The organism is Sulfuricella sp., assembly GCF_035531155.1.
In the GTDB taxonomy this organism is placed as follows: domain Bacteria; phylum Pseudomonadota; class Gammaproteobacteria; order Burkholderiales; family Sulfuricellaceae; genus Sulfuricella.
Map to the genome: position 1 here is coordinate 64,988 of NZ_DATKTK010000055.1, position 24,958 is coordinate 89,945.

Sequence of the window (24,958 nt, forward strand, 5' to 3'; positions counted from 1 at the left end):
CGAATTACTTTGCCATATCCTGCTTGGGCTTCCAAAGCGCAATGGCCGCACCGGCAGGGTCGACAATCACGCTGAACCAGCCGTAACCGCCCACTTCCGTGGCATCCCGCACCACCGTGGCTCCAAGCTCGCGCGCCTTTTTGGTGGAAGCCGCAATATCGTCCACAGCCACATAGGCCAGCCAGCCAGGCGGCACCGCCGGATCGGGGTTCGTAAACATCCCCCCTCCGGTGCCCTCGCCCACGTTGATCATCGTATAGGTGCCGCCACCCGCCATAGGCTCGTCGATCAGCTTCCAGTCAAAGAGCTTGGAATAAAAATCCTTGGACCTGGCAAGGTCCTTGGTTTGCAGTTCAATATGTACAAATGGGTTAGCCATGGCTGCACCTCCGTCAATCGAAACAGGTTGTCCAAATATCTGCGCTCCCTGAGCCTGAGTATAGTTCAGAATAAAAATCAGGCTGACGGAGCGGGAGTGCCTGTAACCATAGTGAAACTAAGGTTTGTTTCCCTGTTTATTGAACTGCCACATGATTTGCCTTGTATGCCATGTGGGAATCGGATAACCTGCATGACATCAAAAGGTTAACAAGACATATTGTGTGTCCGTATTATCAAGACAGTCCGGACAAATATGTCGTATGAATAACTGCCAGACCCACCCCGAAAACGTGATCACTACGAGACATATCGAAACATGATGAAAAAGCCTGAAGACATTGCAGAGAGACTTCTTGGCGTGCCCTATGAATCATTAGACGAGCGCACCAAGAAGGTTGCACGTCATGTTGCTGAACGAAAGCACATTGCAAGAAACACTGCAAAGGAATTTGATGCAAAGACAACTATGGGTCAGCAAGCAGCGGATGCGGTTGCGACTTTCGGGGGCTCCTGGACATTCATAACTATCTTTGCTGCAATCCTGGTCGTCTGGATTAGTTTGAATTCGTACATCCTTGTTAAGTACGACAAGAGTTTTGATGCCTACCCTTATATTTTACTCAACCTGTTTCTCTCAATGCTGGCAGCCATTCAGGCACCCATAATCTTGATGTCGCAAAACAGGCAGGCAGAAAAAGACCGGCTCAATGCGGAACATGATTATGAAGTCAATCTGAAGGCCGAACTCGAAATCATGCTGCTACACGAGAAAGTGGACTTGTTGAGAGAAGGCCAGTGGGGCGAACTATTGGCAATCCAGAAGGAACAGCTAGAGTTACTGGGGGATTTGATAGAGAAGAAAATCGTATAGGTTAGCTTGGACACATTGAATGTCCACTTCAGAACGTTTCCACCCCTAACAGCCCCCATCCTCTCTCACCCATAGCCCCTCGCCTCGCCTCCCATGTATAATTGCCGGTTTTGACCCACGAGCAACGATCATCATGGAAGCCGAACAACTCAACGCCATCGCCAACCGGCTCGAAAACCTTTCCGTACGGGCCACCGACCTGCGGAGGTATCTTTGACTACGATACCAAACAGGAGCGCCTGACTGAAGTCGTCCAGCTGCTGGAAAACCCGGCGGTCTGGGATGACGCCAAGCGCGCCCAGGAACTGGGCAAGGAGCGGCGCGTCCTGGAAGGGATCGTCGAGACGCTGACGAAGCTCGACCAGAGCCTGCGCGACAGCGCCGACCTGTTCGAGATGGCGAAGGAAGAAGGCGACGACGCCACGCTCGAGAGCGTCGCGGCGGACGCGGAAGCGCTGGAGAAAACCGTGGCGGAAATGGAATTCCGCCGCATGTTCTCCCACCCGATGGACCCCAACAACTGCTTCATCGACATCCAGTCCGGCTCCGGCGGCACCGAGGCGCAGGACTGGGCCTCGATGCTGATGCGGATGTACGTGCGCTACTGCGAGCGCAAGGGCTTCAAGGTGGAAATCCTGGAGGAATCCGCAGGCGAGGTGGCAGGACTCAAAAGCGCTACACTCAAAATCAGCGGCGACTACGCTTTCGGCTACCTGCGCACCGAAACCGGCGTCCACCGCCTCGTGCGCAAATCCCCGTTCGACTCCGGCAACCGCCGCCACACCTCGTTCTCCAGCGTGTTCGTCTACCCCGAGGTGGACGATTCCATCGAGGTCGAAATCAACCCGTCCGACCTGCGCATCGACACCTTCCGCGCATCTGGCGCGGGCGGCCAGCACATCAACAAGACCGACTCGGCGATCCGCATCACCCACCTGCCGACCAACGTCGTGGTGCAGTGCCAGAACGACCGCTCGCAGCACAAGAACCGCGCCGAAGCCATGTCCATGCTGAAGGCGCGCCTCTACGAGCTGGAACTGCGCAAGCGCAACGAGGAAAAGCAGGCGATGGAGGACACCAAGACCGATATCGGCTGGGGCCACCAGATCCGCTCCTATGTGCTGGACCAGTCGCGCATCAAGGATTTGCGCACCAATTACGAGGTCGGCAACACCCAGGGCGTGCTCGACGGCGACCTCCTCGACGACTTCATCAGCGCCAGTTTGAAACAGGGAGTTTGACCAAATGAATGAACAAGAAAACGCATCCCTCCCCCAGGATGAAAACCAGCTCATCGCCGAGCGCCGCGACAAGCTGAAGAAGCTGCGCGAGCAAGGCGTCGCCTTCCCCAACGACTTTGACCGCACGGATACGGCGGGTGAATTGCTGGCTACTCATGGCGACAAGGACAAAGAAGCGCTGGAAGCGGAAAACGTCAGCGTCGCCGTCGCCGGCCGCATGATGCTCAAGCGCGTGATGGGCAAGGCCAGCTTCGCCACGGTGCAGGACATGAGCGGCCGCATCCAGTTCTACATCAACGATGAAGGCGTCAGCGCCGCCACCCACGAGGCTTTCAAGCACTGGGACATGGGCGACATCATCGCCGCCAAAGGCACCCTGTTCAAGACCAACAAGGGCGAGTTGTCGGTGCGCGTATCCGAACTGCGCCTGCTGACCAAATCCCTGCGTCCGCTGCCGGAGAAATTCCACGGCCTCACCGACCAGGAAGCGAAATACCGCCAGCGCTACCTCGACCTGATCACCAACGAGGAAACCCGCAAGACCTTTCTGGTGCGCTCGAAAATCATCCAGACGATCCGCAACTTCCTGGTGGAGCGCGGCTATCTGGAAGTAGAAACACCGATGATGCACCCCATCCCCGGCGGCGCCTCGGCCAAGCCCTTCACCACCCACCATAACGCGCTGGACATGGAACTGTTCCTGCGCATCGCGCCGGAGCTTTACCTCAAGCGGCTGGTGGTGGGCGGTTTCGAGAAGGTGTTCGAGATCAACCGCAACTTCAGAAACGAGGGCCTCTCCACCCGCCACAATCCCGAATTCACCATGATCGAGTTCTACGAGGCGTACCGGGATTATCGCTACATGATGGACCTGACCGAGCAAATGTTCCGCGAGACGGCCAAGGCGGTGCTCGGCCACGCCGTGGTGCCCTATCAGGGCCATACCATCAACCTGGCCCAGCCCTTCGACCGCCTCACCATCACCCAGTCGATCCACAAGTACCATCCGGGGCGCTTCAGCGACGAGCAGCTCCATGACCGCGCCTTCCTCAAGGCGCAGTTGGAGAAAATGGGCGCCGACCATCACCCCACCGATGGCGTCGGCGGGCTGCAATTGAGCCTGTTCGAGGAGACCACCGAGCAACTGCTGATCCAGCCGACCTTCATCATCGACTATCCGGCCGAAGTCTCGCCACTGGCGCGCAGCAATGATGCCGCCCCCGGCATCACCGAACGCTTCGAACTGTTCATCGTCGGTCGCGAGATCGCCAACGGCTTCTCCGAGCTGAACGATCCGGAAGACCAGGCAGAGCGCTTCATGGCGCAGGTGCGCCAGAAGGAGGCGGGCGACGCCGAGGCGATGCACTACGACGCCGACTACATCCGCGCCCTGGAATTCGGCCTGCCGCCCACCGCCGGCGAGGGCATCGGCATCGACCGCCTGGTCATGCTGCTGACCGACAGCCCGAGCATCCGCGACGTCATCCTGTTCCCGCAGATGCGGCCGGAAGACTGATTTTAAGTCGCAACAGGCTATCAGGGCGTCCTTCTGGGCGCCCTTTTTATTACCGACATTTAATAGCCAGGCATCGCTAACAAACGTTATCTCCTTACAGCGCCAATAAAGCTGCTTGCTTGTCGACACCCATTCGACTATTCATAAATAGTCGGCGCACTGATATTTACTACTACCCGGAGAATTTCGTCATGTCAGAACCCACCAGCAAAACCAGTCCCTTCGTCATCGCCGCATCCATCGCGGTGATCATCGCCAGCATCGTAGGGGTCGGCGCCATGACCGGCCTGATTCCAGGCCGGGGATCAATGCCCGAAGTTCCCGCCGTGACTGCGACCAGCCAGACTGCGGGAATGGCCGCATCTCCGACTCAGCCAACGACCAGCCCTGAGACCAAGCCAATCGCGGAGGACAAAGCGGCTGTGTCACAACCAGAGCCTGCCGCCAAACCCGCCGCTAAAACCGTTGCTAAAAAACCCGCAGCAAAATCCACTTCGGCCCAACGCTCTGAAATGGCCGAGAATAAAGCCCCCGTGAACGTCTGCGGCAACTGCGGCGTCATTACCGCCATCCGCACTGTCGAGCAGGCTGGCGAAGGCAGCGGCCTGGGTGCGATTGCAGGCGGCGTAGTGGGTGGGCTACTGGGACACCAGGTCGGCGGAGGCACCGGAAAGGATATCGCCACTATCGCCGGCGCTGTTGGCGGCGGCTATGCCGGCCACCAGATCGAGAAGAAGGTCAAAACCACCAAGCACTACGAAATCACCGTACGCATGGATAATGGCAGCCACCGCACCATGGTGCAGGAAGCCGAACCGGCATTTGCCATCGGCGAAAAGGTGAAGATCATCGATGGCGCATTGGTGGGCAACTGATTTCTCATCAGAGAGGCGCGGCGGAATTTATTGGATAGGGTAGAATCCAATTGAAATGTCCGCCCCCTTCCCCCAGCATATTGAATTTCCGATCGTCGGCATGACCTGCGCCGCCTGCTCGGCGCGCCTCGAAAAGAACCTCAACAAACTTCCCGGCGTAAAAGCCGCGGTCAATCTCGCCAGCGAAAAAACCCGCATCGAATTCGACCCAGCGCTGGCCTCGCCCGCCGAACTGGTGAAAACCATCCAGAAAACCGGGTTTTCCGTGCCGGATCAAGAGCTGGTGCTGGAGTTGGAAGGCATGACCTGCGCCGCCTGCGCCGCTCGGATCGAAAAGGTGCTGAACAAGATCGACGGCGTCAGCGCCACGGTCAATTTCGCCACGGAAAAGGCCCGAATACGCGTCGCACCGGGCGCGGCCACGCTGGAAACGCTGGTCGCCGCAGTGGCCAAGGCCGGCTACGGCGCTCACGAATCGATCGGCACCCGCCGCGCGGAGGAAAAGCAGCGGCGTGCCGCCGCGTACCGGAAAGAACTGCGCGTATTCTGGATTGCCGCAGTGCTTACGCTACCGCTGGTGGCCCAGATGAGCGTGATGTTTCTCGGTTACCACGAAGATATTCTGCCGCGCTGGCTGCAATGGCTGCTCGCCACGCCGGTGCAGTTCTGGGCGGGCAAACGCTTCTACGTTGGTGCCTGGCACGCCTTGCGCGGCGGCGGCGCAAACATGGACGTGCTGGTGGCACTCGGCACCAGCATGGCGTACCTCCTCAGCGCCGTTGTCACCCTGTTCGGCCTGGATCAGCACGTGTATTTCGAGGCCGGTGCTGCCGTCATCACCCTGGTGCTGATGGGCAAGCTACTGGAGGCGCGCGCCAAGGCGGGCACCTCGGCGGCGATCGAGGAACTCGTCAAACTCCAGCCGAAAACCGCTCGAATCGAGCGCGATGGCGAAATCATCGAGGTCGATGCCGCCAGCCTCAAGGTCGACGATGTGTTCGTCGTCCGCTCCGGCGAGAACATCCCGGTCGACGGCGAGGTGATCGAAGGCCGCTCCAGCGTGGTGGAAGCCATGCTCACCGGCGAAAGCCTGCCGGTCGCCAAGGATATGGGCGCGAAAGTATTCGCCGCCACACAGAATCAGGAAGGCATGCTGAAGTGCCGAGCCACCGGCGTGGGCGCCCATACCGTGCTGGCCGGAATCATCCGCCTGGTGGAACAGGCACAGGGCTCCAAGGCGCCGATCCAACGCCTGGCGGACGTCATTTCCGGCGTTTTCGTGCCGGTTGTGGTGGTCATCAGCCTGTTTACCTTCGGCCTGTGGTGGAGCCTCTCCGGCGAATTCACCGCAGCGCTGATCAACGCCGTGGCAGTGCTGGTCATCGCCTGCCCCTGCGCCTTGGGACTTGCCACCCCCACCGCGATCATGGTGGGCACAGGAAACGGTGCGAAAGCGGGCATCCTGATCAGGAACGCTGGAGCGCTGGAACAAGCAGAGAAAATCCGCATTCTGGTCGTGGACAAAACCGGCACCCTGACCGAAGGCCGCCCCGTGGTCACCGACATCATTCCGGCAGGAAACACCAGTGTTGAAGAAGTACTCCGCCTCGCCGCCACCCTGGAACAGGGATCGGAGCATCCCCTGGCGAAGGCGGTAACCGACCGCGCCGCCGGGGCGGGAATTACGCCGGGAGCCATCACCGGATTCGCCGCCGTGACCGGCAAGGGCGTGCAGGGCGAGATCGACGGGCGGCTCTACTTGCTAGGCTCCCCCGCCTTCCTCATAGCTCAGGGGAGAATAACCAGCGAGGCCACTGTCGCTCGTCTACAGCAACAAGGCAAAACTGTGGTTGCCCTCAGCAACGAGCAAGATATCGTCGGCTATCTCGCTATCGCAGATACCCTGCGTGCAACCTCGGCCAGCGCCGTAGCACGATTAAAAGGTATGGGCATCGAGGTCGTCATGCTCACCGGCGACAATGCCGCCACCGCCCGCGCCATCGCCGCGCAGGCTGGAGTCGATCGCCATCTCGCAGAAGTCCTGCCGCAGGGCAAGGCAGCAGAAATCCAGAAGCTCAAAGCCCAGGGCAAAGTGGTCGGCATGGCCGGCGATGGCATCAACGATGCACCGGCACTGGCTGCGGCGGATGTGAGTTTCGCCGTCGGCAGCGGTACGGATATTGCCATCGAAACCGCCGACATCACGCTGATGCGCAACGACCTGACGAGCGTGGCCGACGCGATTGACCTCTCCCGCGCCACCCTGAAAAAAATTCGCCAGAACCTGTTCTTCGCTTTCATCTACAATGTACTAGGCATTCCGCTGGCAGCGCTGGGCATGTTGAATCCGGTGATCGCAGGTGCGGCGATGGCGATGAGCTCGGTGTCGGTGGTGAGCAACTCGCTGCTGCTGAAGCGCTGGAAATCGGGAAGCTAATTTTTTTGCCACAGCGTTACAGAGAGATGATCTCCATGATTTTTCTTTGCGCCTACTGTGTTCTCTGTGGCAAAGGCTTTTACAGAAGGAGTAAATGAAGTGGAAAAAATCACCCTCACCGTCAAAGGCATGACCTGCATGGGCTGCGTAAAGAGCGTCAAGAACGTGCTGGAACCGATCCCCGGCGTCGCCGGCGTGGACATCGCCCTGGACAACGGCCAGGTTGCGATCAGCTATGACGCCGCCAAGGCTGGCATCGACCAGTTCAAGGCCGCGATCCAGGATGCCGGCTATGAAGTTGTCGGTAATTGTTGAAAATTTGCACCGTATTCTTCATCATGAGTGCCGTGCGATTTAATGTCCTAAAATGAACCCATTCGACTTTGCTCCTCTGTTCGATCCCACCCAAGGCTTTTCCCCCGTGATGGCAGTCGGGGCTTTTTTTCCGTTCCTCAAAAAGGAAAAGGAAGCCGCCACCATCAGCCGGGACAAGCTCCAGGTTATTAACCAGGCTGCTTACCATTTCCTTGAGGTTCGAGGCATAGAGAATTTCAAGGTCTATACCATTGCCTATGACGAGCAAGCAGTGGTATTGATTCAGGTCGCACCGCAAAAGAAACTGCGTTTCTCCAATATTATCGAGATTCAAATCAGGAAGTTTATTCGGGACAACTTATCAATCGAGGTGCCTGCAGTATTCTGGCGCTTCAAAACTGACTACAGCGAAATCCCAGGGCCGGAACAGGCCGATTATGAATTCGACGAGCAGCCGCACTATCCGCAGGACCAGAATCAGAACCCGGCTACAGAACAGGAGCGTGCCGCTTTACTGAAACAGGCAAAAACCGTGGGGGAACCCCTGGAACAGGACAGTGTTTTTCACATTTCGCCGCACTTGGCAGTGCACGATATGCAAGTGGAGGAAATCTCCATGGGCGAGTTCGATGAATTCCTGAAGGTGCTTCCAACAACGAAAAAAGGATGAACAGCAATGACCAGCAACAATGAAACCTCAATGGAACAGCGCGTCCTGCGCGTAATGCGCAAAGTGCTGGCGAGTGTCGTCAAGGACACCACGCCACAACCCGGCATGCACCATGCCCTGTCCCAGCAGACCATCGAAGACATCAAGGCCTGCTTCGCGCTGATTTCGGCAAGGGAAATGGAGTTGGCCAAAGAGGCCGGCATCGCCGAGGAAAGGCCGCACTTCAGCGACGACCCGAAGAAAGCCAAGGTCGTGCCGATCACCCGGTCCAGCCTGAAGAGCATTAAACCAAAGGAATAAGCCGCTTCACTGGGTTACGCGGTGTTTCACACAGTACAGCTTGGTTTTGGTCTTGTCGAAGTCGATCAGGAAGCTGCCCTGTGCCGACCGTAGCACAGTGTCGCCCGAAAACGGGTGATAGCTGACCCCCCTGTTCTCCAGCATCTTCTTCCTGGCCGTGTCGAGTTTTTCCTTGAATATCACGCCCATAAAGGCGTAACGGCTGCTTTCCGTGCTGACGTAAATGTCTGTCAACTCCAGATCATAGAGCCTCTGCGCCGGGTCCGGCTTGAACCAGTAGGCCTCACCTTCGGTCTTGTAAGGGTACTTGTAGAAACGGATCAGGTAATCCTTGAAGTAAACGGGATCGATCTGGTCGTTGCACAGCAATGCGCTGCCGATCACCGGCTCGAAAGTGGTGGGCGCCGCGACCGAGATTGCCGGCACTGCTCCCAACAAGCCCCACAGAAGAATAAAAAATTTATTGGCCATTCGCCCCGCCGTTACAATCACACCCTGGTTAACCATAACAAACCAATTTCAAATCATTTGAGTCAGGGCGTATCGGATGGATGAATAAACCAGGGCGGACGCGCACCGTCCCGCTAACAACCCGCTCTCCGAACCCTGCTTTTCAAGGGGGCAGCCTCAAATCGGTCGAATACCTGCTGGAAGATTGCCTGATCCTGCTCGACGCGGGTGACCGTTGCAGCCCTGCCGTCATTTCAACTTAGTGTAGTGCTTCATTCTGTTTGGAACTGGTAGCGGGTGTTGTAGGTCGATCTTCAGACCGACATGTCGGGCTAAAGCCTGACCTACAAGGCTCAGCGCATAAGCAGCAATAATTCAAAAGCACTACACTAGTATTCGCTACTTGCCCACCGCCTTGCACCCGTCGAAAGAGATCGCAGGACCGTCAGCCAGCGTTGCCTCGTTGCCATTGATATCGAGTATGGCAATGCCGTTGCTGTAGCGCGTGCCTGTGGTGGAAGTAACCTTGTCGAGACGAAACTCGCGCTCGGGGAAGATAATCCACGCCGCGTCGCCGTTATCGAGATAGCGCAAATAGAAACGTTTGCCGCCAGTACACTGGTATTCCGTCGCATTGGACGGAGTTCGAAGCCGATCCTGATTCTTTTCCCCGCTGAACGGCCAAAGATTGACGCCACCGCAACCGGACAAAAGAAAGGATAGGCCGGTAAGCACCGGCAATGCCAAACGGACGAATTTATTATCCATGTGCGTGAGCCCTTGTTTCGGAGATGCCGATGTTACCATACTCAATAGTGGATTATGCTCGATGGCGGACGGTAAGGTTGTGCTGGCTGGATACTTCATTTTCCCGCAGAATAAACAGTCCCCAATAAATTTTCTCTGGTGACGGGAAGTCAATGACCTTTAGCGAGAATTCTGAAGCGCAAATCCAAACGGTCCCGCACTTGAAGCGCCCCGCCCAGAACCGAGAAGGGAATGATCCCAAAATCGGTTTGATTGAACATCATAAATCCGCTAATTACGATCCCGCCCGGAAGGGTTTCGATCTGCGCCGGAATCTCAAAGGCATGCATCGTGCCATGGAGCGTGATCGTGACGATCAACTTCGACCGATCGGCAACTGCGCGGGTTACGAGAATGAGTGCAAAGGGGAAGCGCCTGGAATCGATGACTTTCTCCAGCATATTGTGCCGCGTGCTTTCGACAGCCTCCTTCGAAAGTTGCGTGAGCCCAGCTTCCGAGCGCAACCAAGGCTCGTCTACGGCAAGCCGATCAAGTGGAACGTAGAGGTCCGCTCGACCACCGGCCATGTCGACATAGCCTCTCACGTCATGGCTTGCGACCACATGATCGTGCCCCAAGCGGGCAAGCGGTCCACCGCTGCGTACGTCGATAACCACGAGCGAACGGTCCGGATCGACGCGCAACACTTTCCGGCCAAGTGCTTCTGCTTGCCGGTAATAGGTCGCGGGAAAGTCCGCAGGCGCCTGCTCCACCGCAGCTTGCGGGGAAATGCGCGGAGCGCAGCCCGCCACCAAGCCTGCGAGGACTACCATAAGGCAGGCCCGGCGGATATCAGCCGCCCGTACGTACCTCATCTTGAGCTTCACTCTGACATCCTCACAGATGGCGTTCTTGGCCTTGATCGCGATGCGCTATAGCGATTGCAGCGCAGATCGAAGTATAGACCTTGCACAAGGCGCCAGACGCCATGTTCGACGGGGCTTACGGCCATGAACAGCCATTCAGCCACCTAAGCGCCCCCTGAAGAGCGACTGGAAAATTCAAATCCTTGAATTGGGTATACCGGTGGTCTATAGGTTAAACACTAGCGTCAAGAGTTTCCCCGGTGTTTAATGTCGCAATACAGTTTTCACCCCCAGGAAGGGAAAGGATGAATATGCGTACCAACAGAACCAATTTGCAGGTATGGCTACTAGCCGGGGGACTGACCCTCAGTGCACCACTTTGCAAGGCTGCGGAAGACATCGTGACGGCCGACCATGTAGTGACGGCCATCGAGAGTACTTTTGGCGTGGCGCCGGGAGAACGGCGCAACCATACAAAAGGCGTGTGTGCATTGGGTGAGTTTGTCGGAACACCTGAGGCAGCGGCATATTCTCGTTCGGTGATGTTTTCGGGGCGGCCCGTGCCCGTCATTGCGCGTTTCTCCCTGGCCGGCGGCAATCCCAAGGCGCCCGATACGGCAAAAAGCGCGCGAGGCATGGCCCTGGAGTTCAAACTACCCGATGGCGGCCTGCAGCACATGACGATGCTGAACACGCCAGTGTTCGGCGCGGCGCAGCCACGAACCTTTCTCGATATGATGATCGCCACAAAGCCGGACCCCGCAACGGGCAAGCCCGACCCGGAGAAAATCAAGGCATTCAAGGCCAGTCATCCCGACAACCTGGCGCAGGCAACCTTTCTGGCTGACAACAACCCGCCAAGAAGTTATGCCAACAGCGCCTATTTTGGCATTCACACCTTCAAGCAAGTTCATCAATCGCGATAACAAGACCACGCCTGTACGCTGGCGTTTCGTTCCACAGGACGGGGAAAAACGAATGTCGGACGGCGAACTCAAATCCTCGCCGCCGAATTTCCTTGAGCAGGCGTTGATTGTGCGAACGAAGCAGGGGCCGGTGCGTTGGGACATGCTGATTGCCCTTGGTGAACCAGGCGATACCGAAGACAACCCAACCATAGCATGGCCCGAAAACCGCAAGTCGGTTAAGGTTGGAACCCTGACGATTTCTTCGGCGATGCCGCAGAAGGGCGGCAAGTGCGAAAAGATCAACTTCGACCCTTTAGTGATGGGGGACGGCATTGCACCGACGAATGACCCGATTCTTCTCTTCCGCTCACCCGCATACGCGGTCTCGTTCGCCAAGCGGATGGGCGGGTTGTAAAAGTCGCACCGGTTTTTCGATACAAGACAATCTACTTGCGCCGTGCCCACAAATCGTGGGCATCGGCATCGGTGATTTCCACTTCGACGAAATCGCCGGGTTTCAAATCGCTTGATTCCTCTATGTAGACCAGGCCGTCGATTTCCGGCGCATCCGCCGCACTGCGGGCGACGGCGCCCTCCTCATCCACTTCGTCCACCAGCACGGTGAAGGTCTGGCCGACCTTGCGCTCCAGTTTGGCCGCGCTGATTTCTTCCTGCAGTTCCATCAGCCGCGCCACGCGCTCCTGTTTCACCTCTTCCGGCACCGCGCCGGGCAGCGCGTTGGCCGTCGCCCCTTCCACCGGCGAGTAGGCGAAACAGCCGACGCGGTCGAGTTCCGCCTCGCGCAGGAAATCCAGCAGCAGTTCGAAATCGGCCTCGGTCTCGCCCGGAAAGCCGGCGATGAAGGTGCTGCGGATCGTGATCTCCGGGCAAACCTCGCGCCAAGCGCGGACGCGCGCCAGCGTGCCTTCGATGTCGCCGGGCCGTTTCATCGCCTTGAGAATTTTGGGGCTGGCGTGCTGGAAAGGCACGTCGAGGTAAGGCAGGATCTTGCCTTCCGCCATCAGCGGAATCACCTCGTCCACATGGGGATAGGGATAGACGTAATGCAGCCTCACCCACACCCCCAGCTCGCCCAGTGCGCGGGTCAGCTCGGTCATTCGGGTGCGCAGCGGGCGGCCGCCCCAGAAGCCGCTGCGGTATTTGACATCGACGCCGTAGGCGCTGGTGTCCTGGGAAATCACCAGCAGTTCCTTGACGCCGGCCTTCACCAAGTTTTCCGCCTCCTGCATCACCTCGCCGATGGGCCGGCTGACCAGGTCGCCGCGCAGCGAGGGGATGATGCAGAAAGTGCAGCGGTGGTTGCAGCCCTCGGAAATCTTCAGGTAGGCGTAATGCTTCGGCGTCAGCTTGATGCCTTGGGGTGGAATCAGGCTTTCGAACGGATCATGCGGCTGAGGCAGGTGCTGGTGTATCGCCGCCATCACCTCTGCCGCGGCGTGCGGACCGGTCACCGCCAGTACCTGGGGATGCGCTTCCAGCACCACGCCGGACTTGGCGCCGAGGCAGCCGGTGACGATCACCTTGCCATTCTCCTTGAGCGCCTCGCCGATGGCGTCGAGCGACTCGGCCACGGCAGCGTCAATGAAGCCGCAGGTGTTGACCACCACCAGGTCAGCCCCTTCATAACTGGGCGAAATAGCGTAGCCTTCTGCCCGCAAACGGGTGAGGATTTGCTCGGAATCCACCAGCGCCTTGGGGCAACCCAAAGATACCATACCTATACTTTTCGGTTTAGTCATGAAAAACCAACTCGATGAAAAACGGTGAAGTATACAACTACTTATGCCCCTCTGATTCGGAACTACTGGGAATTTCCAATATTGCTAGAATATTTCCAATATCCCTGCTTCCCGTCTACTATGAAACTGCTAGCCTAAAAAATAAAAATACTAGTATTTTCCAACCGGCTTTGAGTCCGTGTAAAGGGTGCCGAGCGTATCTTAATAAGCCCCCCGGCGGACATGCAGCGCATTTAGAGTGAGTGCCATTCGAAGTGACGTTCAGACGGGACATCTTATCGGAGGCCATGCAGCATGCCTAAATGGGCAAGAGGCATAGGCATAGCTGCAACTCTGCTGTTGCTGGCTGGTGTGGCTTATTACGCGATCTACAGATACGAGCAGCCTGAACCCAGCGTGCGCACCTCGGGCATCATCGAGGGCCCGGAAGTTAACCTCGCACCAAAAGTTGCCGGCCGGATCTCCGAGATTTGCTGCGTCGAAGGAGACCACGTACAGAGGGGCCAGATCGTTATCCGACTCGAAAGCGAGGATCTCACCGCTGCAGTCGAGCAGGCGAAGGCGGGGGTCGAGCGTGCCCAAGCGAATATCGGTGTGGCGGAATCGTCGATACGATATGCAAGGGCAAGCATCGAGAGCGCTTCCGCCGAGATCAAGGCCGTTCGATCAGACGCGGAGAAAGCCAAGGCCCAGATGGACGATGCTGACAGGAAGCTCGCGAGGATGCGGGCACTCTTTCAGCAGAAATTCATCTCGCAGGATGCGCTCGACACTGCCGCAACGACACATGCCGCATCGGCGGCCGACTTTGCGTCCGCAAAGTCGAAACTCGCCGAGGCGCAGTTCAAGAGAGAGGCGGCTGTCGCGCAATTGAGCACCACTCAAAATCAGCTTCAGCTGGCCAATTCGGAACTCAAGCAGTCGCAAGCGAACCTGGCATACAACCAGGCCAAACTCGCCGACACGGTAATTACGGCACCTATATCCGGGGCCGTGGTGTTCAAGGCATTGGAGAAGGGTGAAACCGTCAGTCCCGGTGTGACGGTATTGACTGTGGTCGACCTCGCCAGCCTTTACGCGCGTGTGGACGTCGACGAGATGTTGGTAGACAAGATCGCTCTCGGTAGCGAGGCGACGATAGGAACCGAAGGCTCCCCGAGCAAACAATTCAAAGGAAAAGTTTCGGAGATCGGACGGTACGCCGAGTTCGCAACCCAAAGGGACGTGACGCGCGGCAGACAAGACATCAAAACGTTCCGGGTCAAGGTCGCCTTTCAGGATCCTGCCGGGGTGCTGAAGCCGGGGATGACCGTGGACGTGGAAATAGAAAAAAGACCGGAAAAATGAGCGCGGAGAGCAAAGCCGTCGAGGTGACAGGACTGACAAAGAGATTCGGTTCATTCACTGCGGTCGATAACGTGAGCTTCGATATGCCCGACGGCGAGGTCTTCGGCTATCTCGGCCCAAATGGCGCGGGAAAGACGACGCTGATGCGGATGCTGACAACGCTGATCATCCCTACCAGCGGCAGCGCCAAAGTAGCCGGCTTTGACATCGTAAAAAACCCCGCTGCCGTAAGGCGCCAAATCGGCGTGATTTCACAAGCGATGACGAGCGATCTGGATCTCACTGGCTACGAGAACATGGACGTCTACGGACGCTTCTACGGGGTTCCCGCGCGGGAAAGAAAAGAGCGGATCGGGTACCTCTTGGAAATGGTCGGGCTAAGCTCGCGGTCCGGCGAACTCGTCGCCACCTATTCAGGCGGCATGAGACGGCGGCTTGAAGTCGCGAGGGGTCTCGTGCACAGGCCAAAAATACTCTTTCTGGATGAGCCTTCGAGCGGTCTGGACCCGCAATCGAGGCGCGTAATGTGGGAACTGTTGCGGCAGATCAGACAGGAAAGCTCGACGACTATTTTTCTGACGACCCATTACATGGAGGAGGCAGACGCCTTGTGTAGCAGGATTGCCATTATCGACGATGGCAAGATCGTGGTTCTCGGAAATCCGGAGCAACTCAAGAGGGAGATTCCCGGCAGCGACATCGTGTCGCTCGTGGTCGAGGCGCCATCCGACCCACTTGTCGATTGCGTAAAGGCCTTGCCATTCGTGCGCAACCTGCATGTGGAGGACGAGACATTGCGCGTCTATGTCGATAACGGGGCAACGAGCCTCCCGGCACTGATGGATGCAATCAGATCTTATGGAGGAAGGGTCTTGTCCGCGGGCATTCACGAGCAGTCCCTCGAAGATGTGTTCATCCATTTCACCGGCAAGTCGATTCGAGAAGGAGAGGCGAAGAAAGTGAGCCTCCTGGTCGGCGCCGGGGTGCCTCAGAGGTGGGGAAGATGAACGACTTCTCGGAGACGATTCGAAGATTGTCCGCAGTGATAGACCGGGATCTCAAGAAATTCATGCGCAATCCGATCGTGATCGCCATGAGCTTTCTCATGCCGATCATCTATCTGGTGATCATGGGAAATTCGTTCCAGGGGAAACTGCAGTCGCTGCCCATCGTAATCATCAACCACGATTACGGAGAGCATGCGCGGAACCTCGTGAACAACCTCCGCGCCGTCGAATCCGGCCCGGCGACATTGGCCCTTTTCTACGCCGAGGATGAAAAAGCGGCGGTCGCCGGTGTCCGCAACGGTAAATACAAAGCGGCGCTCATTATTCCATCCGATTTCAGCAAGCGGATAGATCTCAAGACAAGGCCCGAAGTGGGTCTCTTTCTCGACAACACCGACGGCATATCTTCGGAGACGATAAGAGCTGTCGTGAATGGCGCCATGGCTGCGGTTCGTTCCGGCTACGTCGCCATCCGGGAAACGGCCGGCGAAATGCATGTCCGCGACACGAATCTGTACCGCAACGTGGATTATTTCCAGTCGCTGGTTCCCGGCGTGGTGGTCATGGCCATCTTCCTCGGAACCCTCACCACGGGTGTGTTTAACGTTGTCATGGACCGGTTCCTGGGCATCGAGGAAAGCTATCTGTTGACTCCCCTCACAAAGGCCGACATCGTGGGTGGACTCATATTGAGTGGACTTGCCATTACGACCACAGTATCAATTTCGGTGCTCGCGGTAGGCATCGTCATGACTGGCCTCCCGCTCCCCAAGGGCATAGGGACGCTTGCATCATTGCTCGTCATCATCGTCCTCACCACCCTCTCCCTGCAGAGCCTGATGTTCGTCCTGCTCGGAAGGGCTGACCATCCGAGGATCGTCGGGGTATTGAGCGGATTCATGAACGTGATATTGTTTTTCCCGAGCGGTGCTGTTTATCCCACTGCGAGCCTGCCCGGCTGGCTGAAAATCTTTGCCAAGGTAAACCCGGAAGCTTATGCCGTAGATGCGTTGAAGGCGTTGCTCTTCAAGAGCGCGGGGCTCGCCACTGTGTTGGAGGACATTGCCTTTCTTGCTGTATTCATGGTCGTGATGATGACGGCTGCGATAATACTCTTCAAGCGAACACTCTAGGGAAACGCTGATTAAATCCGTTCGCCCTGAGCAGGCGATTTTCGACTGAAGGGAAGCGCTGATTTATTCAACTTTTGGAATGGAAGCCGTAAAGTATCCGTTAAAAGCGTTAACCGCAGAGGACACGGGAGGAAAGCAAAACAAAAACCCTTAAGTTTGGTTTTCCACTGCGTCCTCCGCTTCCTCTGCGGTAAAATCAAGTTTTGCTTATACTATCGCCCATGTACCTTTACATCATCGCAATCGGCTGGGCCTACGTCGTACTCCTGATGGCCGTGACGGCAAAAAGTTTCGTCGCCGGCGCGCTGACTTTCATTTTTTACGGCCTGCTGCCTCTGGGCATCGTGTTCTATATCACCCTGAAACAGCTCAGGCGCTCACGCATGGCCGCCCAGGAGCGCCTTGGTCAGCCAGATCGAGCCGATACCCAACCCGATCAGGAGCGCCTGCTGTAGCGTGGCAAGCAACTCCGGGCGCTTGTGCAGGCCCGGAATCAGGTCCGCCACCGCGACATAAATCATGCTCGCCGCGGCGATGCCGAGGAAGAACGGGATCCACTCGTGCATCGATTGCAGCATGAAATAAGCCAGCACGCCGCCCACCACGGTCGCCAGACTGGACAGCAGATTGAGCAGGAACGCCTGCTTCTTGCTGTAGCCGGAGTGGAGGAGGATCAGGAAATCGCCCACCTCCTGCGGAATTTCGTGGGCGATAATGGCGAGCGAGGTCACCACGCCGATCTGGAAATCGGCCAGAAACGCGGCAGCAATGATGATGCCGTCGACGAAATTGTGGAAGGTGTCGCCCACCATGATCATCAGACCGCTGCGGCCATGATCGTGGCCGTGATTGTTGGCCGGGACGTGAGCCTCGCAATGGGCGACATGGCAATGCCGCCACAGCACCAGTTTCTCCAGCACAAAGAACATCAGGATACCGAACAGGATAGTGGCCGCGGTATTTTCGATACTTTTGGTCAACTCGAAAGCGTGCGGCAAAATTTCCAGGAAAGCCGCCCCGAGCAAGGCGCCAATAGCATAGCTGACCAGCATCGGTACCCATTCGGCGCGTGCCGACATGGCGAACAATGCCGCCACGGCAATGCTGAGAGTGCCGCCGAACAGGCTGGCAAGGATGATTCCGGTCAGAGTGGACATAAGCTCGCCATTATACGGGATAACATCAGGCAAGCCAGATTAACGATGCCATGCGCCCGGTGGCGCGGTCGCGCCGGTAGGAGTAAAAGCGCTCGGCATCGGTAAAGGTACACAGGCCGCCGCCGTACACCCGCTTCACCCCCAGTAGCGCCAAGCGCTGGCGTGCCAGGAGATAGATGTCCGCTAGCCATTTTGGGGTGCTGAATACCGAGTCCTGAGTGCTGAGTCCTGGAGAAGGCACGAAAGCCTTTGCGGCTTCCGGATCATGCGCCATGAACACCTGCCTGACCTCCTCGCCCACCTCAAAAGCCTGCGGCCCGATCGCCGGGCCGAGCCAGACTAGCAGTCGCTCCGGCGCGACGTTCATCGCCTGTACCGTCGCCTCCGTCACACCGCCCGCCAGCCCGCGCCATCCGGCATGAGCTGCGGCCACCACTGTGCCGGCTTCGTCGCACAACAGCAGGGGCAGGCAATCCGCCGTCATTACCGCGCAAACCTTGCCCGGTTGCCGGGCCAAGGCGGCATCGGCTTCGGGAACGCCAACCGTGCGGTCGGCATCCGCCACGATATTGCCGTGAACCTGCTTCAGCCAGACCGGGTCGCCGGGGAGAGTCGCACGGAGCAACGCCCGGTTCCGCGCCACGACAACCGGGTCATCGCCAACATGGTCACCCAGGTTGAGGGAAGCATAGGCGCCCACGCTCACCCCGCCATCACGGGTGGTTTGCAAGGCGCGCACATTGGCCGGCGCCGGCCAGTCAGGAATGATCCCGCTCTTATTCATGCCGCAGAACTTTCAGCAAATCAGCCATATCCTGTGGCAGGTCTGCCCGCCATTCCATCGCTTCGCCGCTGACCGGGTGGATCAGCCCGAGCCTTTCCGCATGCAAGGCCTGCCTCCCCAGGTTCTTGACCGCATCGCGCAAGAGCGGCGGCAAGTTCAGCGGCCGGCCGCCATAAACCGGGTCGCCCGCCAAGGGATGGCCGATGGACTGCATGTGCACCCGAATCTGGTGCGTGCGGCCGGTTTCCAGGCTGCAACGGATCAATGTGTGGTGATCGAAGTGCTCCAGCACGGCGTAATGCGTTACCGCCGGCTTGCCGTTGTGGACTATCGCCATTTTGATACGCTGACTGGGATGTCTGCCGAGCGGCGCTTCCACCTTGCCGTCATGAGCCACCAGCCCCTGCACCACAGCCAGGTAATCGCGCTTCACGCTGCGTGCCTGAAGCTGGCGCACCAGATCGGTCTGTGCGGTCAAGGTTTTGGCCACCACCAGCAGGCCGCTGGTGTCCTTGTCGAGGCGATGGACGATGCCGGCGCGGGGAATGCACGCAAGCTGCGGCGCATGATGCAGCAAGGCATTCAGCATGGTGCCCTGCCAGTTGCCGCTGCCGGGGTGGACCACCAGTCCGGCAGGCTTGTTGACCACCAGCAGCGCATCGTCTTCATACATGATGTCGAGGGCGATTTCTTCCGCTGCATACGGAGTTTCGGATGGATGCAATTCCGGCTCTACCCTCACCTTCCCGCCGCCCCATACCGCCTGTTTAGGCGCGACACACTGGCCATCGAGCGTGACGCGTTTCTCCTTGATCCAGGTTTGCAGGCGGCTGCGGGAATAATCCGGCAACAGCTGCTGCAAGGCCTGATCGAGGCGCAAACCGGTCATTTCTGGCGGAATCGTCAAGTTGATGGGGGCCGGATTTGGGTTATAATCGGGCGGATTACCACTTGCGCCCTGCTGGGCATCGGATATTGTCATGAGGCTTAGTTTAGCGTTAATTCTTGCATTGTTGATAACCGGCTGCGGCTTGCTGCCGGAAGTCCAGGATGAAACCAAGGGCTGGTCGGCCCAGAAACTCTACACCGAAGCCAAGGATCAAATGGCCGACGGTGGCTATGAAAAAGCCATTCAGTACTTTGAAAAGCTGGAGGCGCGCTACCCCTACGGCCGTTATGCGCAGCAAGCCCAAATCGAAATCGCCTACGCCTACTACAAGGCGAACGAACCGGCCTCCGCCCTCGCCGCCTGCGACCGCTTCATCAAACTCCACCCCAACCACCCCAACGTGGATTACATCTATTACCTGAGGGGTCTGGTGAACTTCAATGACGACCTGGGCTTCCTCGGCGCCCTGACGGAGAAGATCGCCGAAACCTCGGAAACCCTTGCCCCCCTCGCCAAACAGGACATGAGCGAACGCGACCCGAAGGCATCACGCGAAGCCTTTGAATCCTTCAAGGAGCTAACGACCCGCTTCCCCGACAGCAAATACACTCCGGACGCCATTGCCCGCATGAAGTACCTGGTCAACGCCCTCGCCTCGCATGAAGTTCACGTGGCTCGCTATTACTACAAACGCGGCGCTTACGTTGCCGCCGTCAACCGCGCCCAGTCCGCGATGCAGCAGTTTCCGCAGGCGCCCGCCACCGAGGAGGCTCTGACCATCATGGTGAAAGCCTACGATGCGCTCGGCATGAACGACCTTCGTGACGACACCCTGCGCATCATGCAAAAGAACTTCCCCAACAGCCGTTTCTTCGCCCTGCAGAAAAAGGCGGAAACGCCGTGGTGGAAAATCTGGTAACAGGAAACGCCTAGATCGCCGCTTCGTCGGTTTCGCCGGTGCGGATGCGCACCACCTGCTCCACGCTGGTGACGAAAATCTTGCCGTCGCCGATCTTGCCAGTGCGTGCCACCTTGATAATCGCATCGATGGCTGCCTCCACTTGGCTGGCTGCAATCACCAGCTCGATCTTGACCTTGGGCAGAAAGTCGACCACGTACTCGGCGCCGCGGTAGAGTTCGGTATGTCCCTTCTGCCGGCCGAAGCCTTTCACCTCGGTCACGGTCAGCCCGGTCACGCCAATTTCGTGCAATGCTTCGCGCACTTCATCAAGTTTGAACGGCTTGATAATCGCTTCAATCTTCTTCATTTGCCACTCCCGCTTATTATGACCCTAGAAACCTTTCTAGGATGATCCCTATTCCAGCCAGGGACGATACTTCGATGTAATCGGATAGCGCCGGTCCTTGCCGAATCCGCGCGGCGTGACCCGCACTCCGACTGGTGCTTGGCGCCGCTTGAACTCATTTTTGTCGATCAGCTTCACTACGCGGCGCACATCCTCTTCAGCGTAACCATGCGCAATGATGTCATGCGGACACAGGTCGTGCTCGACATAGGCTTCCATGATGGCATCCAGAATTTCATACGGCGGCAGGGCGTCCTGGTCGGTCTGGTTGTGGCGCAGCTCGGCGGACGGTGCGCGGGTGATGACCCGTTCCGGGATCACCTCGCCGAGACTGTTTCGATAGCGCGCCAGGCGATACACCAGCGTTTTCGGCACGTCCTTCAGTACCGCGAATCCGCCGGCCATGTCGCCGTACAGCGTGGCGTAGCCCACCGCCATTTCGCTCTTGTTGCCGGTGGTCAGGACAATCGAACCGTATTTGTTTGACAGTGCCATCAGCAAGGTTCCCCTGATCCGAGCCTGGATGTTCTCTTCGGTGGTGTCGAACGGCAAGTCGTCGAACTCTTCCGACAAGGTCCTGAGAAAAGAGTCGAACGCCAGCTTGATCGGCAACTCGCTGTAGCGAACCTGCATGCGATCAGCCATGATCTGCGCGTCCTGCAGGCTGATGTCAGCAGTGAATTCAGACGGCATCATCACCGCCTGCACCCGTTCCGCACCCACCGCATCCACCGCTATCGCCAGCGTCAGCGCGGAGTCGATGCCCCCGGACAGCCCCAGCACGACACCGGGAAACCCGTTTTTCATTACATAATCCTGCACGCCCAGACACAATGCCTTGTAAACGGATGCCTCGATCGGCAGCTGCGGAATGACCTCTCCCTGCTGCGGCTGATCCTTCTCTAGCTCAACGATGCGCAACATTTCCTCAAATGCCGGGAGCTGGTGCACCAGCGCACCCGCGCCGTCCATGACGAAAGAAGCACCGTCGAAGACCAGTTCGTCCTGACCGCCGACCAGATTGACGTAAAAAACCGGGAAACCGCACTCGCCGATCCGCTCGCGCACCGCCTGGTAGCGCGAAACCTGCTTGTTCATATGATAGGGCGAGGCGTTCAGCACCAGCAGCACGTCCGCATTGGCTTTGAGCGCACAGGCAGCGGCACCCTCTTCCCAGATATCGGCGCAGATGTTGATGCCGAATTTGATGCCGTCGGCTTCGAACACGCACGGCTCGGTACCGGGCGAGAAATAGCGCACTTCGTCAAAAACGGAATGGTTGGGCAATTTCTGCTTGTGATAGGAGCTGACGACCTTGCCGTCGCGCAGCACCGAGGCTGCATTGTAGCGCTGCCCATCCACCTGCTGTGGATGACCGATCACCAGGGTGATCCCTTGTATCTTTCGTGCCAAGCCGAATAGGGCCTGGTCGCAAGCTTCATAGAAACCCTCGCGCAGCAGCAGGTCTTCCGGCGGATACCCGGTCAGGGACAACTCCGGCGTCACCATCACCTGCGCGCCCGCTGCTTTGGCCTGCTCGGCATAATCTAGGATTTTTGCCGCATTGCCGGCGAGATCGCCGACCGTGCAGTTGATTTGCGCGATAGCGATCTTCATGTTTTATTGTTAATTGCCTCGACCACCGCCTCGCCCAAGCCAGCGGGCGATTTTGCCACCACCACGCCGGCCGCCTCCAGCGCAGCGATCTTGTCCGATGCCAGCCCCTTGCCGCCGGCGATGATCGCGCCGGCATGCCCCATGCGCTTGCCCTTGGGTGCGGTCTGACCGGCGATATAGGCCGCCACCGGTTTGGTGACGTGGGCCTTGATGTATTCCGCCGCCGCCTCCTCGCGGTTGCCGCCGATCTCGCCGACCATGATGATCGCTTCGGTCTGCGGGTCGTCCTGGAACATTTTCAGGCAATCGATGAAATCCAGCCCCTTGATCGGGTCGCCGCCGATGCCCACGCAGGTGGACTGGCCCAGCCCGAGTTTGGTGGTCTGGTAGACGGCTTCGTAGGTGAGCGTGCCGGAGCGCGACACCACGCCGACCTTGCCCTTCTTGTGGATGAAGCCGGGCATGATGCCGATCTTGCACTCTTCCGGGGTGATGATGCCGGGGCAGTTGGGGCCGATCAGCACGGCGTCGCCGGCCTTGAGCGCGGCCTTGACGTTGAGCATGTCGAGCACCGGGATACCCTCGGTGATGCAGACGATAACCTTGATGCCCGCGTCCGCAGCCTCCATGATCGAATCCGCCGCGAAGCCTGGAGGCACGTAGATCACCGAGGCCGTCGCCCCCGTCTCGCGCACCGCGTCGCGCACGGTGTTGAACACCGGGAGATGGAGATGGGTCTGCCCGCCCTTGCCCGGCGTCACGCCGCCGACCATCCGGGTGCCGTAGGCGATGGCCTGCTCGGAGTGGAAAGATCCCTGCTTGCCGGTGAAGCCCTGGCACAGGACCTTGGTGTTCTTGTTGACGAGAATGCTCATGAGGAAATCCTTAAAAATCTTTACCGCAGAGACGCGGAGGCGCAGAGAGTTCAACTTCTTGCTTTATCTCTGCGCCTCCGCGTCTCTGCGGTTCAAAAAATCACTTGACTGCCGCCACTGCGCGCTTGGCCGCATCGGTCAGGTCGCTGGCGGAAATCACGCCGACGCCGCTTTCCGCCAGCATCTTCTGCCCCAGTTCGACATTGGTGCCTTCCAGGCGCACGATCACCGGCACTTTCACGCCGACTTCCTTGACTGCGGCGATAATGCCCTCGGCGATGATGTCGCAGCGCATGATGCCGCCGAAGATATTGACCAGGATCGCCTTGACGTTGGCATCGGAAAGGATGATCTTGAATGCCTTGGCCACCGTATCCGCCGTGGCGCCGCCGCCGACGTCGAGGAAGTTGGCCGGCTGGCCGCCGTGCAGCTTGATCAGGTCCATGGTCGCCATGGCCAGGCCGGCGCCGTTGACCATGCAGCCGATGTTGCCGGCGAGAGCGATGTAATTGAGGTCGAACTCCTTGGCCGCCACCTCCTTCGGGTCGATCTGGGTCGGATCGCTCATCTCGGCCAGCTTCTTGCGCCGATAGAGGGCGTTGTCGTCGACACCAATCTTGCAGTCGAGTGCAACCAGGCTTCCGGTAGCAGTCACGATCAACGGGTTGATCTCCACCATAGCCAAATCACTTTCCTTGAACAGCTTGTACAAGCCTTTGGCCAGTTTGCCGAACTCGCCGATCTGCGTGCCTTCCAGCCCCAGACCGAAAGCCAGTGCGCGGCACTGGAAGTCCTGCAAACCCCACAGCGGATCGCAAGTCTCGCGCAGGATCTTTTCCGGCGAAGTCCGGGCGATCTCCTCGATCTCCATACCGCCGCTGCCGGAGGCAACCAGCACGATACGCTCGGATTCGCGATCCACCGTCAGGCTGAGGTAGAGCTCGCGCGCGATCGGCAGCGTCTCCTCGATCAACAGACGCGACACCATCTGCCCGTCGGGCGCATTCTGGTAGGTCACCAGTTGCTTGCCCAGCAGCGCATTGACCGCTTCCAGCAGCGCCTCGCGCGATTTCACCAGCCTCACCCCGCCGGCCTTGCCGCGGCCGCCGGCATGGATCTGCGCCTTCACCACCCAGGCGTCGCCGCCCAGCTCCGCAATCGCGCCATCCACCTGGGAAGCGCTGTCGATCGCCGTGCCGCGCGGCGTCGCGATGCCATAGTCACGCAACACCTGCTTCGCCTGATATTCATGCAAGTTCATATCTGTCCTCGATTTCTGGAGTATCCCCAGCCGATCCTGTTCACTCCGGCAATTCGTTCCAGCTAATTTTCATTCTGCAGCAACCACCCGCCATGGATAGTGATGGCCAGTTAAAATCGTTGGCGGAAGAGAGTGGGAGTCGAACCCACCAAGAACTGTCTGACAACCCTTGCCAGATTTGAAGTCTGGCCGCCCCACCGGGGAACGCTTCTCTTCCAATTGTAGCCAGGCAGTATAAAGCTTT

At 58.3% G+C, this 24,958-nt stretch carries 27 protein-coding genes and 1 tRNA gene; 15 read left to right on the forward strand and 13 right to left on the reverse strand.

Annotated features, from left to right (window positions below; translation table 11 throughout):
- Positions 1–4 precede the first annotated feature (4 nt).
- Positions 5–379: a VOC family protein gene (locus VMV64_RS11910; RefSeq protein ID WP_325330570.1), complete on the reverse strand. Its 375-nt coding sequence runs from the start codon at positions 377–379 to the stop codon at positions 5–7.
- A gap of 318 nt (positions 380–697) precedes the next feature.
- Between VMV64_RS11910 and VMV64_RS11915 the strand changes: the two genes are divergently transcribed.
- From VMV64_RS11915 to VMV64_RS11950, 8 genes are all read left to right on the forward strand, one after another.
- A complete protein-coding gene (locus VMV64_RS11915) occupies positions 698–1,252 on the forward strand; it encodes a DUF1003 domain-containing protein (protein ID WP_325330572.1) in 555 nt (184 codons plus the stop codon).
- Positions 1,253–1,385: 133 nt separating this feature from the next.
- Positions 1,386–2,493, forward strand: a protein-coding gene (prfB, locus tag VMV64_RS11920; protein WP_325330574.1) for a peptide chain release factor 2 whose coding sequence is annotated in 2 segments (ribosomal slippage) — positions 1,386–1,466 and positions 1,468–2,493 — 1,107 coding nt in all. Because the reading frame shifts where the segments join, the coding sequence is not laid out codon by codon here.
- Between the two features lie 4 nt (positions 2,494–2,497).
- Positions 2,498–4,009 carry a lysine--tRNA ligase gene (gene lysS, locus VMV64_RS11925; RefSeq protein WP_325330576.1) on the forward strand — a complete coding sequence of 504 codons (1,512 nt, stop codon included), beginning with the start codon at positions 2,498–2,500 and terminating at the stop codon, positions 4,007–4,009.
- A 191-nt stretch (positions 4,010–4,200) separates the two neighbouring features.
- Entirely contained in the window at positions 4,201–4,884 is a 684-nt protein-coding gene (locus VMV64_RS11930) for a glycine zipper 2TM domain-containing protein (protein WP_325330578.1), read from the forward strand.
- Between the two features lie 55 nt (positions 4,885–4,939).
- Positions 4,940–7,321 carry a heavy metal translocating P-type ATPase gene (locus VMV64_RS11935; RefSeq protein ID WP_325330580.1) on the forward strand — a complete coding sequence of 794 codons (2,382 nt, stop codon included), beginning with the start codon at positions 4,940–4,942 and terminating at the stop codon, positions 7,319–7,321.
- A 99-nt stretch (positions 7,322–7,420) separates the two neighbouring features.
- The gene (locus VMV64_RS11940) at positions 7,421–7,636 is read left to right on the forward strand and encodes a heavy-metal-associated domain-containing protein (RefSeq protein WP_325330582.1); all 216 of its coding nucleotides are present in this window, start codon (positions 7,421–7,423) and stop codon (positions 7,634–7,636) included.
- 52 nt (positions 7,637–7,688) lie between these two features.
- Positions 7,689–8,306 (forward strand): hypothetical protein, encoded by a 618-nt coding sequence (locus VMV64_RS11945; protein WP_325330584.1) that lies wholly within the window; start codon positions 7,689–7,691, stop codon positions 8,304–8,306.
- Positions 8,307–8,312: 6 nt separating this feature from the next.
- Entirely contained in the window at positions 8,313–8,606 is a 294-nt protein-coding gene (locus VMV64_RS11950; RefSeq protein ID WP_325330586.1) for a segregation and condensation protein A, read from the forward strand.
- 6 nt (positions 8,607–8,612) lie between these two features.
- Here VMV64_RS11950 and VMV64_RS11955 read toward each other — a convergent pair whose 3' ends face one another.
- The 3 genes from VMV64_RS11955 to VMV64_RS11965 all read right to left on the reverse strand — a co-directional run bounded on the left by VMV64_RS11955 (position 8,613) and on the right by VMV64_RS11965 (position 10,690).
- A complete protein-coding gene (locus VMV64_RS11955; RefSeq protein WP_325330588.1) occupies positions 8,613–9,077 on the reverse strand; it encodes a hypothetical protein in 465 nt (154 codons plus the stop codon).
- Between the two features lie 378 nt (positions 9,078–9,455).
- Positions 9,456–9,824 carry an MliC family protein gene (locus VMV64_RS11960; protein WP_325330590.1) on the reverse strand — a complete coding sequence of 123 codons (369 nt, stop codon included), beginning with the start codon at positions 9,822–9,824 and terminating at the stop codon, positions 9,456–9,458.
- A gap of 149 nt (positions 9,825–9,973) precedes the next feature.
- Positions 9,974–10,690 carry a YceI family protein gene (locus VMV64_RS11965; protein ID WP_325330592.1) on the reverse strand — a complete coding sequence of 239 codons (717 nt, stop codon included), beginning with the start codon at positions 10,688–10,690 and terminating at the stop codon, positions 9,974–9,976.
- Between the two features lie 290 nt (positions 10,691–10,980).
- On the opposite strand from VMV64_RS11965, the gene VMV64_RS11970 reads away from it, so the two are divergent.
- Both VMV64_RS11970 and VMV64_RS11975 read left to right on the forward strand, forming a co-directional pair.
- A complete protein-coding gene (locus VMV64_RS11970; RefSeq protein ID WP_325330594.1) occupies positions 10,981–11,595 on the forward strand; it encodes a catalase in 615 nt (204 codons plus the stop codon).
- The gene (locus VMV64_RS11975; protein ID WP_325330596.1) at positions 11,537–11,992 is read left to right on the forward strand and encodes a catalase; all 456 of its coding nucleotides are present in this window, start codon (positions 11,537–11,539) and stop codon (positions 11,990–11,992) included. Before VMV64_RS11970 ends, VMV64_RS11975 begins: the two co-directional genes overlap by 59 nt.
- Positions 11,993–12,023: 31 nt before the next feature.
- On the opposite strand, the gene rimO is transcribed toward VMV64_RS11975, so the two are convergent.
- Positions 12,024–13,337, reverse strand: a complete 1,314-nt coding sequence (rimO, locus tag VMV64_RS11980; RefSeq protein WP_325330598.1) for a 30S ribosomal protein S12 methylthiotransferase RimO — start codon at positions 13,335–13,337, stop codon at positions 12,024–12,026.
- Between the two features lie 294 nt (positions 13,338–13,631).
- On the opposite strand from rimO, the gene VMV64_RS11985 reads away from it, so the two are divergent.
- The 4 genes from VMV64_RS11985 (at position 13,632) to VMV64_RS12000 (ending at position 17,279) form a co-directional block, all read left to right on the forward strand.
- On the forward strand, positions 13,632–14,684 hold the full coding sequence (locus tag VMV64_RS11985; RefSeq protein WP_325330600.1) for an HlyD family secretion protein: 1,053 nt from the start codon (positions 13,632–13,634) through the stop codon (positions 14,682–14,684).
- On the forward strand, positions 14,681–15,691 hold the full coding sequence (locus VMV64_RS11990) for an ATP-binding cassette domain-containing protein (protein ID WP_325330602.1): 1,011 nt from the start codon (positions 14,681–14,683) through the stop codon (positions 15,689–15,691). The genes VMV64_RS11985 and VMV64_RS11990 overlap by 4 nt, the downstream gene beginning before the upstream one ends.
- The gene (locus tag VMV64_RS11995) at positions 15,688–16,824 is read left to right on the forward strand and encodes an ABC transporter permease (RefSeq protein WP_325330604.1); all 1,137 of its coding nucleotides are present in this window, start codon (positions 15,688–15,690) and stop codon (positions 16,822–16,824) included. Before VMV64_RS11990 ends, VMV64_RS11995 begins: the two co-directional genes overlap by 4 nt.
- A gap of 221 nt (positions 16,825–17,045) precedes the next feature.
- A complete protein-coding gene (locus tag VMV64_RS12000) occupies positions 17,046–17,279 on the forward strand; it encodes a hypothetical protein (RefSeq protein WP_325330606.1) in 234 nt (77 codons plus the stop codon).
- Here the strand turns inward: VMV64_RS12000 and VMV64_RS12005 are convergent.
- Genes VMV64_RS12005 through rluD form a run of 3 tightly spaced genes read right to left on the reverse strand, consistent with a single transcriptional unit; the run spans position 17,202 to position 19,654 of the window.
- The gene (locus VMV64_RS12005) at positions 17,202–17,981 is read right to left on the reverse strand and encodes a ZIP family metal transporter (protein ID WP_325330608.1); all 780 of its coding nucleotides are present in this window, start codon (positions 17,979–17,981) and stop codon (positions 17,202–17,204) included. The two genes, VMV64_RS12000 and VMV64_RS12005, sit on opposite strands and share 78 nt — an antisense overlap.
- A gap of 25 nt (positions 17,982–18,006) precedes the next feature.
- A complete protein-coding gene (gene pgeF / locus VMV64_RS12010; protein ID WP_325330610.1) occupies positions 18,007–18,765 on the reverse strand; it encodes a peptidoglycan editing factor PgeF in 759 nt (252 codons plus the stop codon).
- Positions 18,758–19,654, reverse strand: a complete 897-nt coding sequence (gene rluD / locus VMV64_RS12015; RefSeq protein WP_325330612.1) for a 23S rRNA pseudouridine(1911/1915/1917) synthase RluD — start codon at positions 19,652–19,654, stop codon at positions 18,758–18,760. The genes pgeF and rluD overlap by 8 nt, the downstream gene beginning before the upstream one ends.
- 91 nt (positions 19,655–19,745) lie before the next feature.
- Between rluD and VMV64_RS12020 the strand changes: the two genes are divergently transcribed.
- Positions 19,746–20,573, forward strand: coding sequence for an outer membrane protein assembly factor BamD (locus VMV64_RS12020; RefSeq protein ID WP_325330614.1), 828 nt, complete (start codon positions 19,746–19,748; stop codon positions 20,571–20,573).
- A gap of 10 nt (positions 20,574–20,583) precedes the next feature.
- Here VMV64_RS12020 and VMV64_RS12025 read toward each other — a convergent pair whose 3' ends face one another.
- The 5 genes from VMV64_RS12025 to VMV64_RS12045 all read right to left on the reverse strand — a co-directional run bounded on the left by VMV64_RS12025 (position 20,584) and on the right by VMV64_RS12045 (position 24,931).
- Positions 20,584–20,922, reverse strand: a complete 339-nt coding sequence (locus VMV64_RS12025) for a P-II family nitrogen regulator (protein ID WP_325330616.1) — start codon at positions 20,920–20,922, stop codon at positions 20,584–20,586.
- 48 nt (positions 20,923–20,970) lie between these two features.
- Positions 20,971–22,578: an NAD+ synthase gene (locus tag VMV64_RS12030; protein WP_325330618.1), complete on the reverse strand. Its 1,608-nt coding sequence runs from the start codon at positions 22,576–22,578 to the stop codon at positions 20,971–20,973.
- On the reverse strand, positions 22,575–23,453 hold the full coding sequence (gene sucD / locus VMV64_RS12035) for a succinate--CoA ligase subunit alpha (RefSeq protein ID WP_325330620.1): 879 nt from the start codon (positions 23,451–23,453) through the stop codon (positions 22,575–22,577). The genes VMV64_RS12030 and sucD overlap by 4 nt, the downstream gene beginning before the upstream one ends.
- A 100-nt stretch (positions 23,454–23,553) precedes the next feature.
- The gene (gene sucC / locus VMV64_RS12040; protein WP_325330622.1) at positions 23,554–24,714 is read right to left on the reverse strand and encodes an ADP-forming succinate--CoA ligase subunit beta; all 1,161 of its coding nucleotides are present in this window, start codon (positions 24,712–24,714) and stop codon (positions 23,554–23,556) included.
- A 120-nt stretch (positions 24,715–24,834) separates the two neighbouring features.
- Positions 24,835–24,931: transfer RNA gene (locus tag VMV64_RS12045), tRNA-Sec, on the reverse strand.
- Positions 24,932–24,958 lie beyond the last annotated feature (27 nt).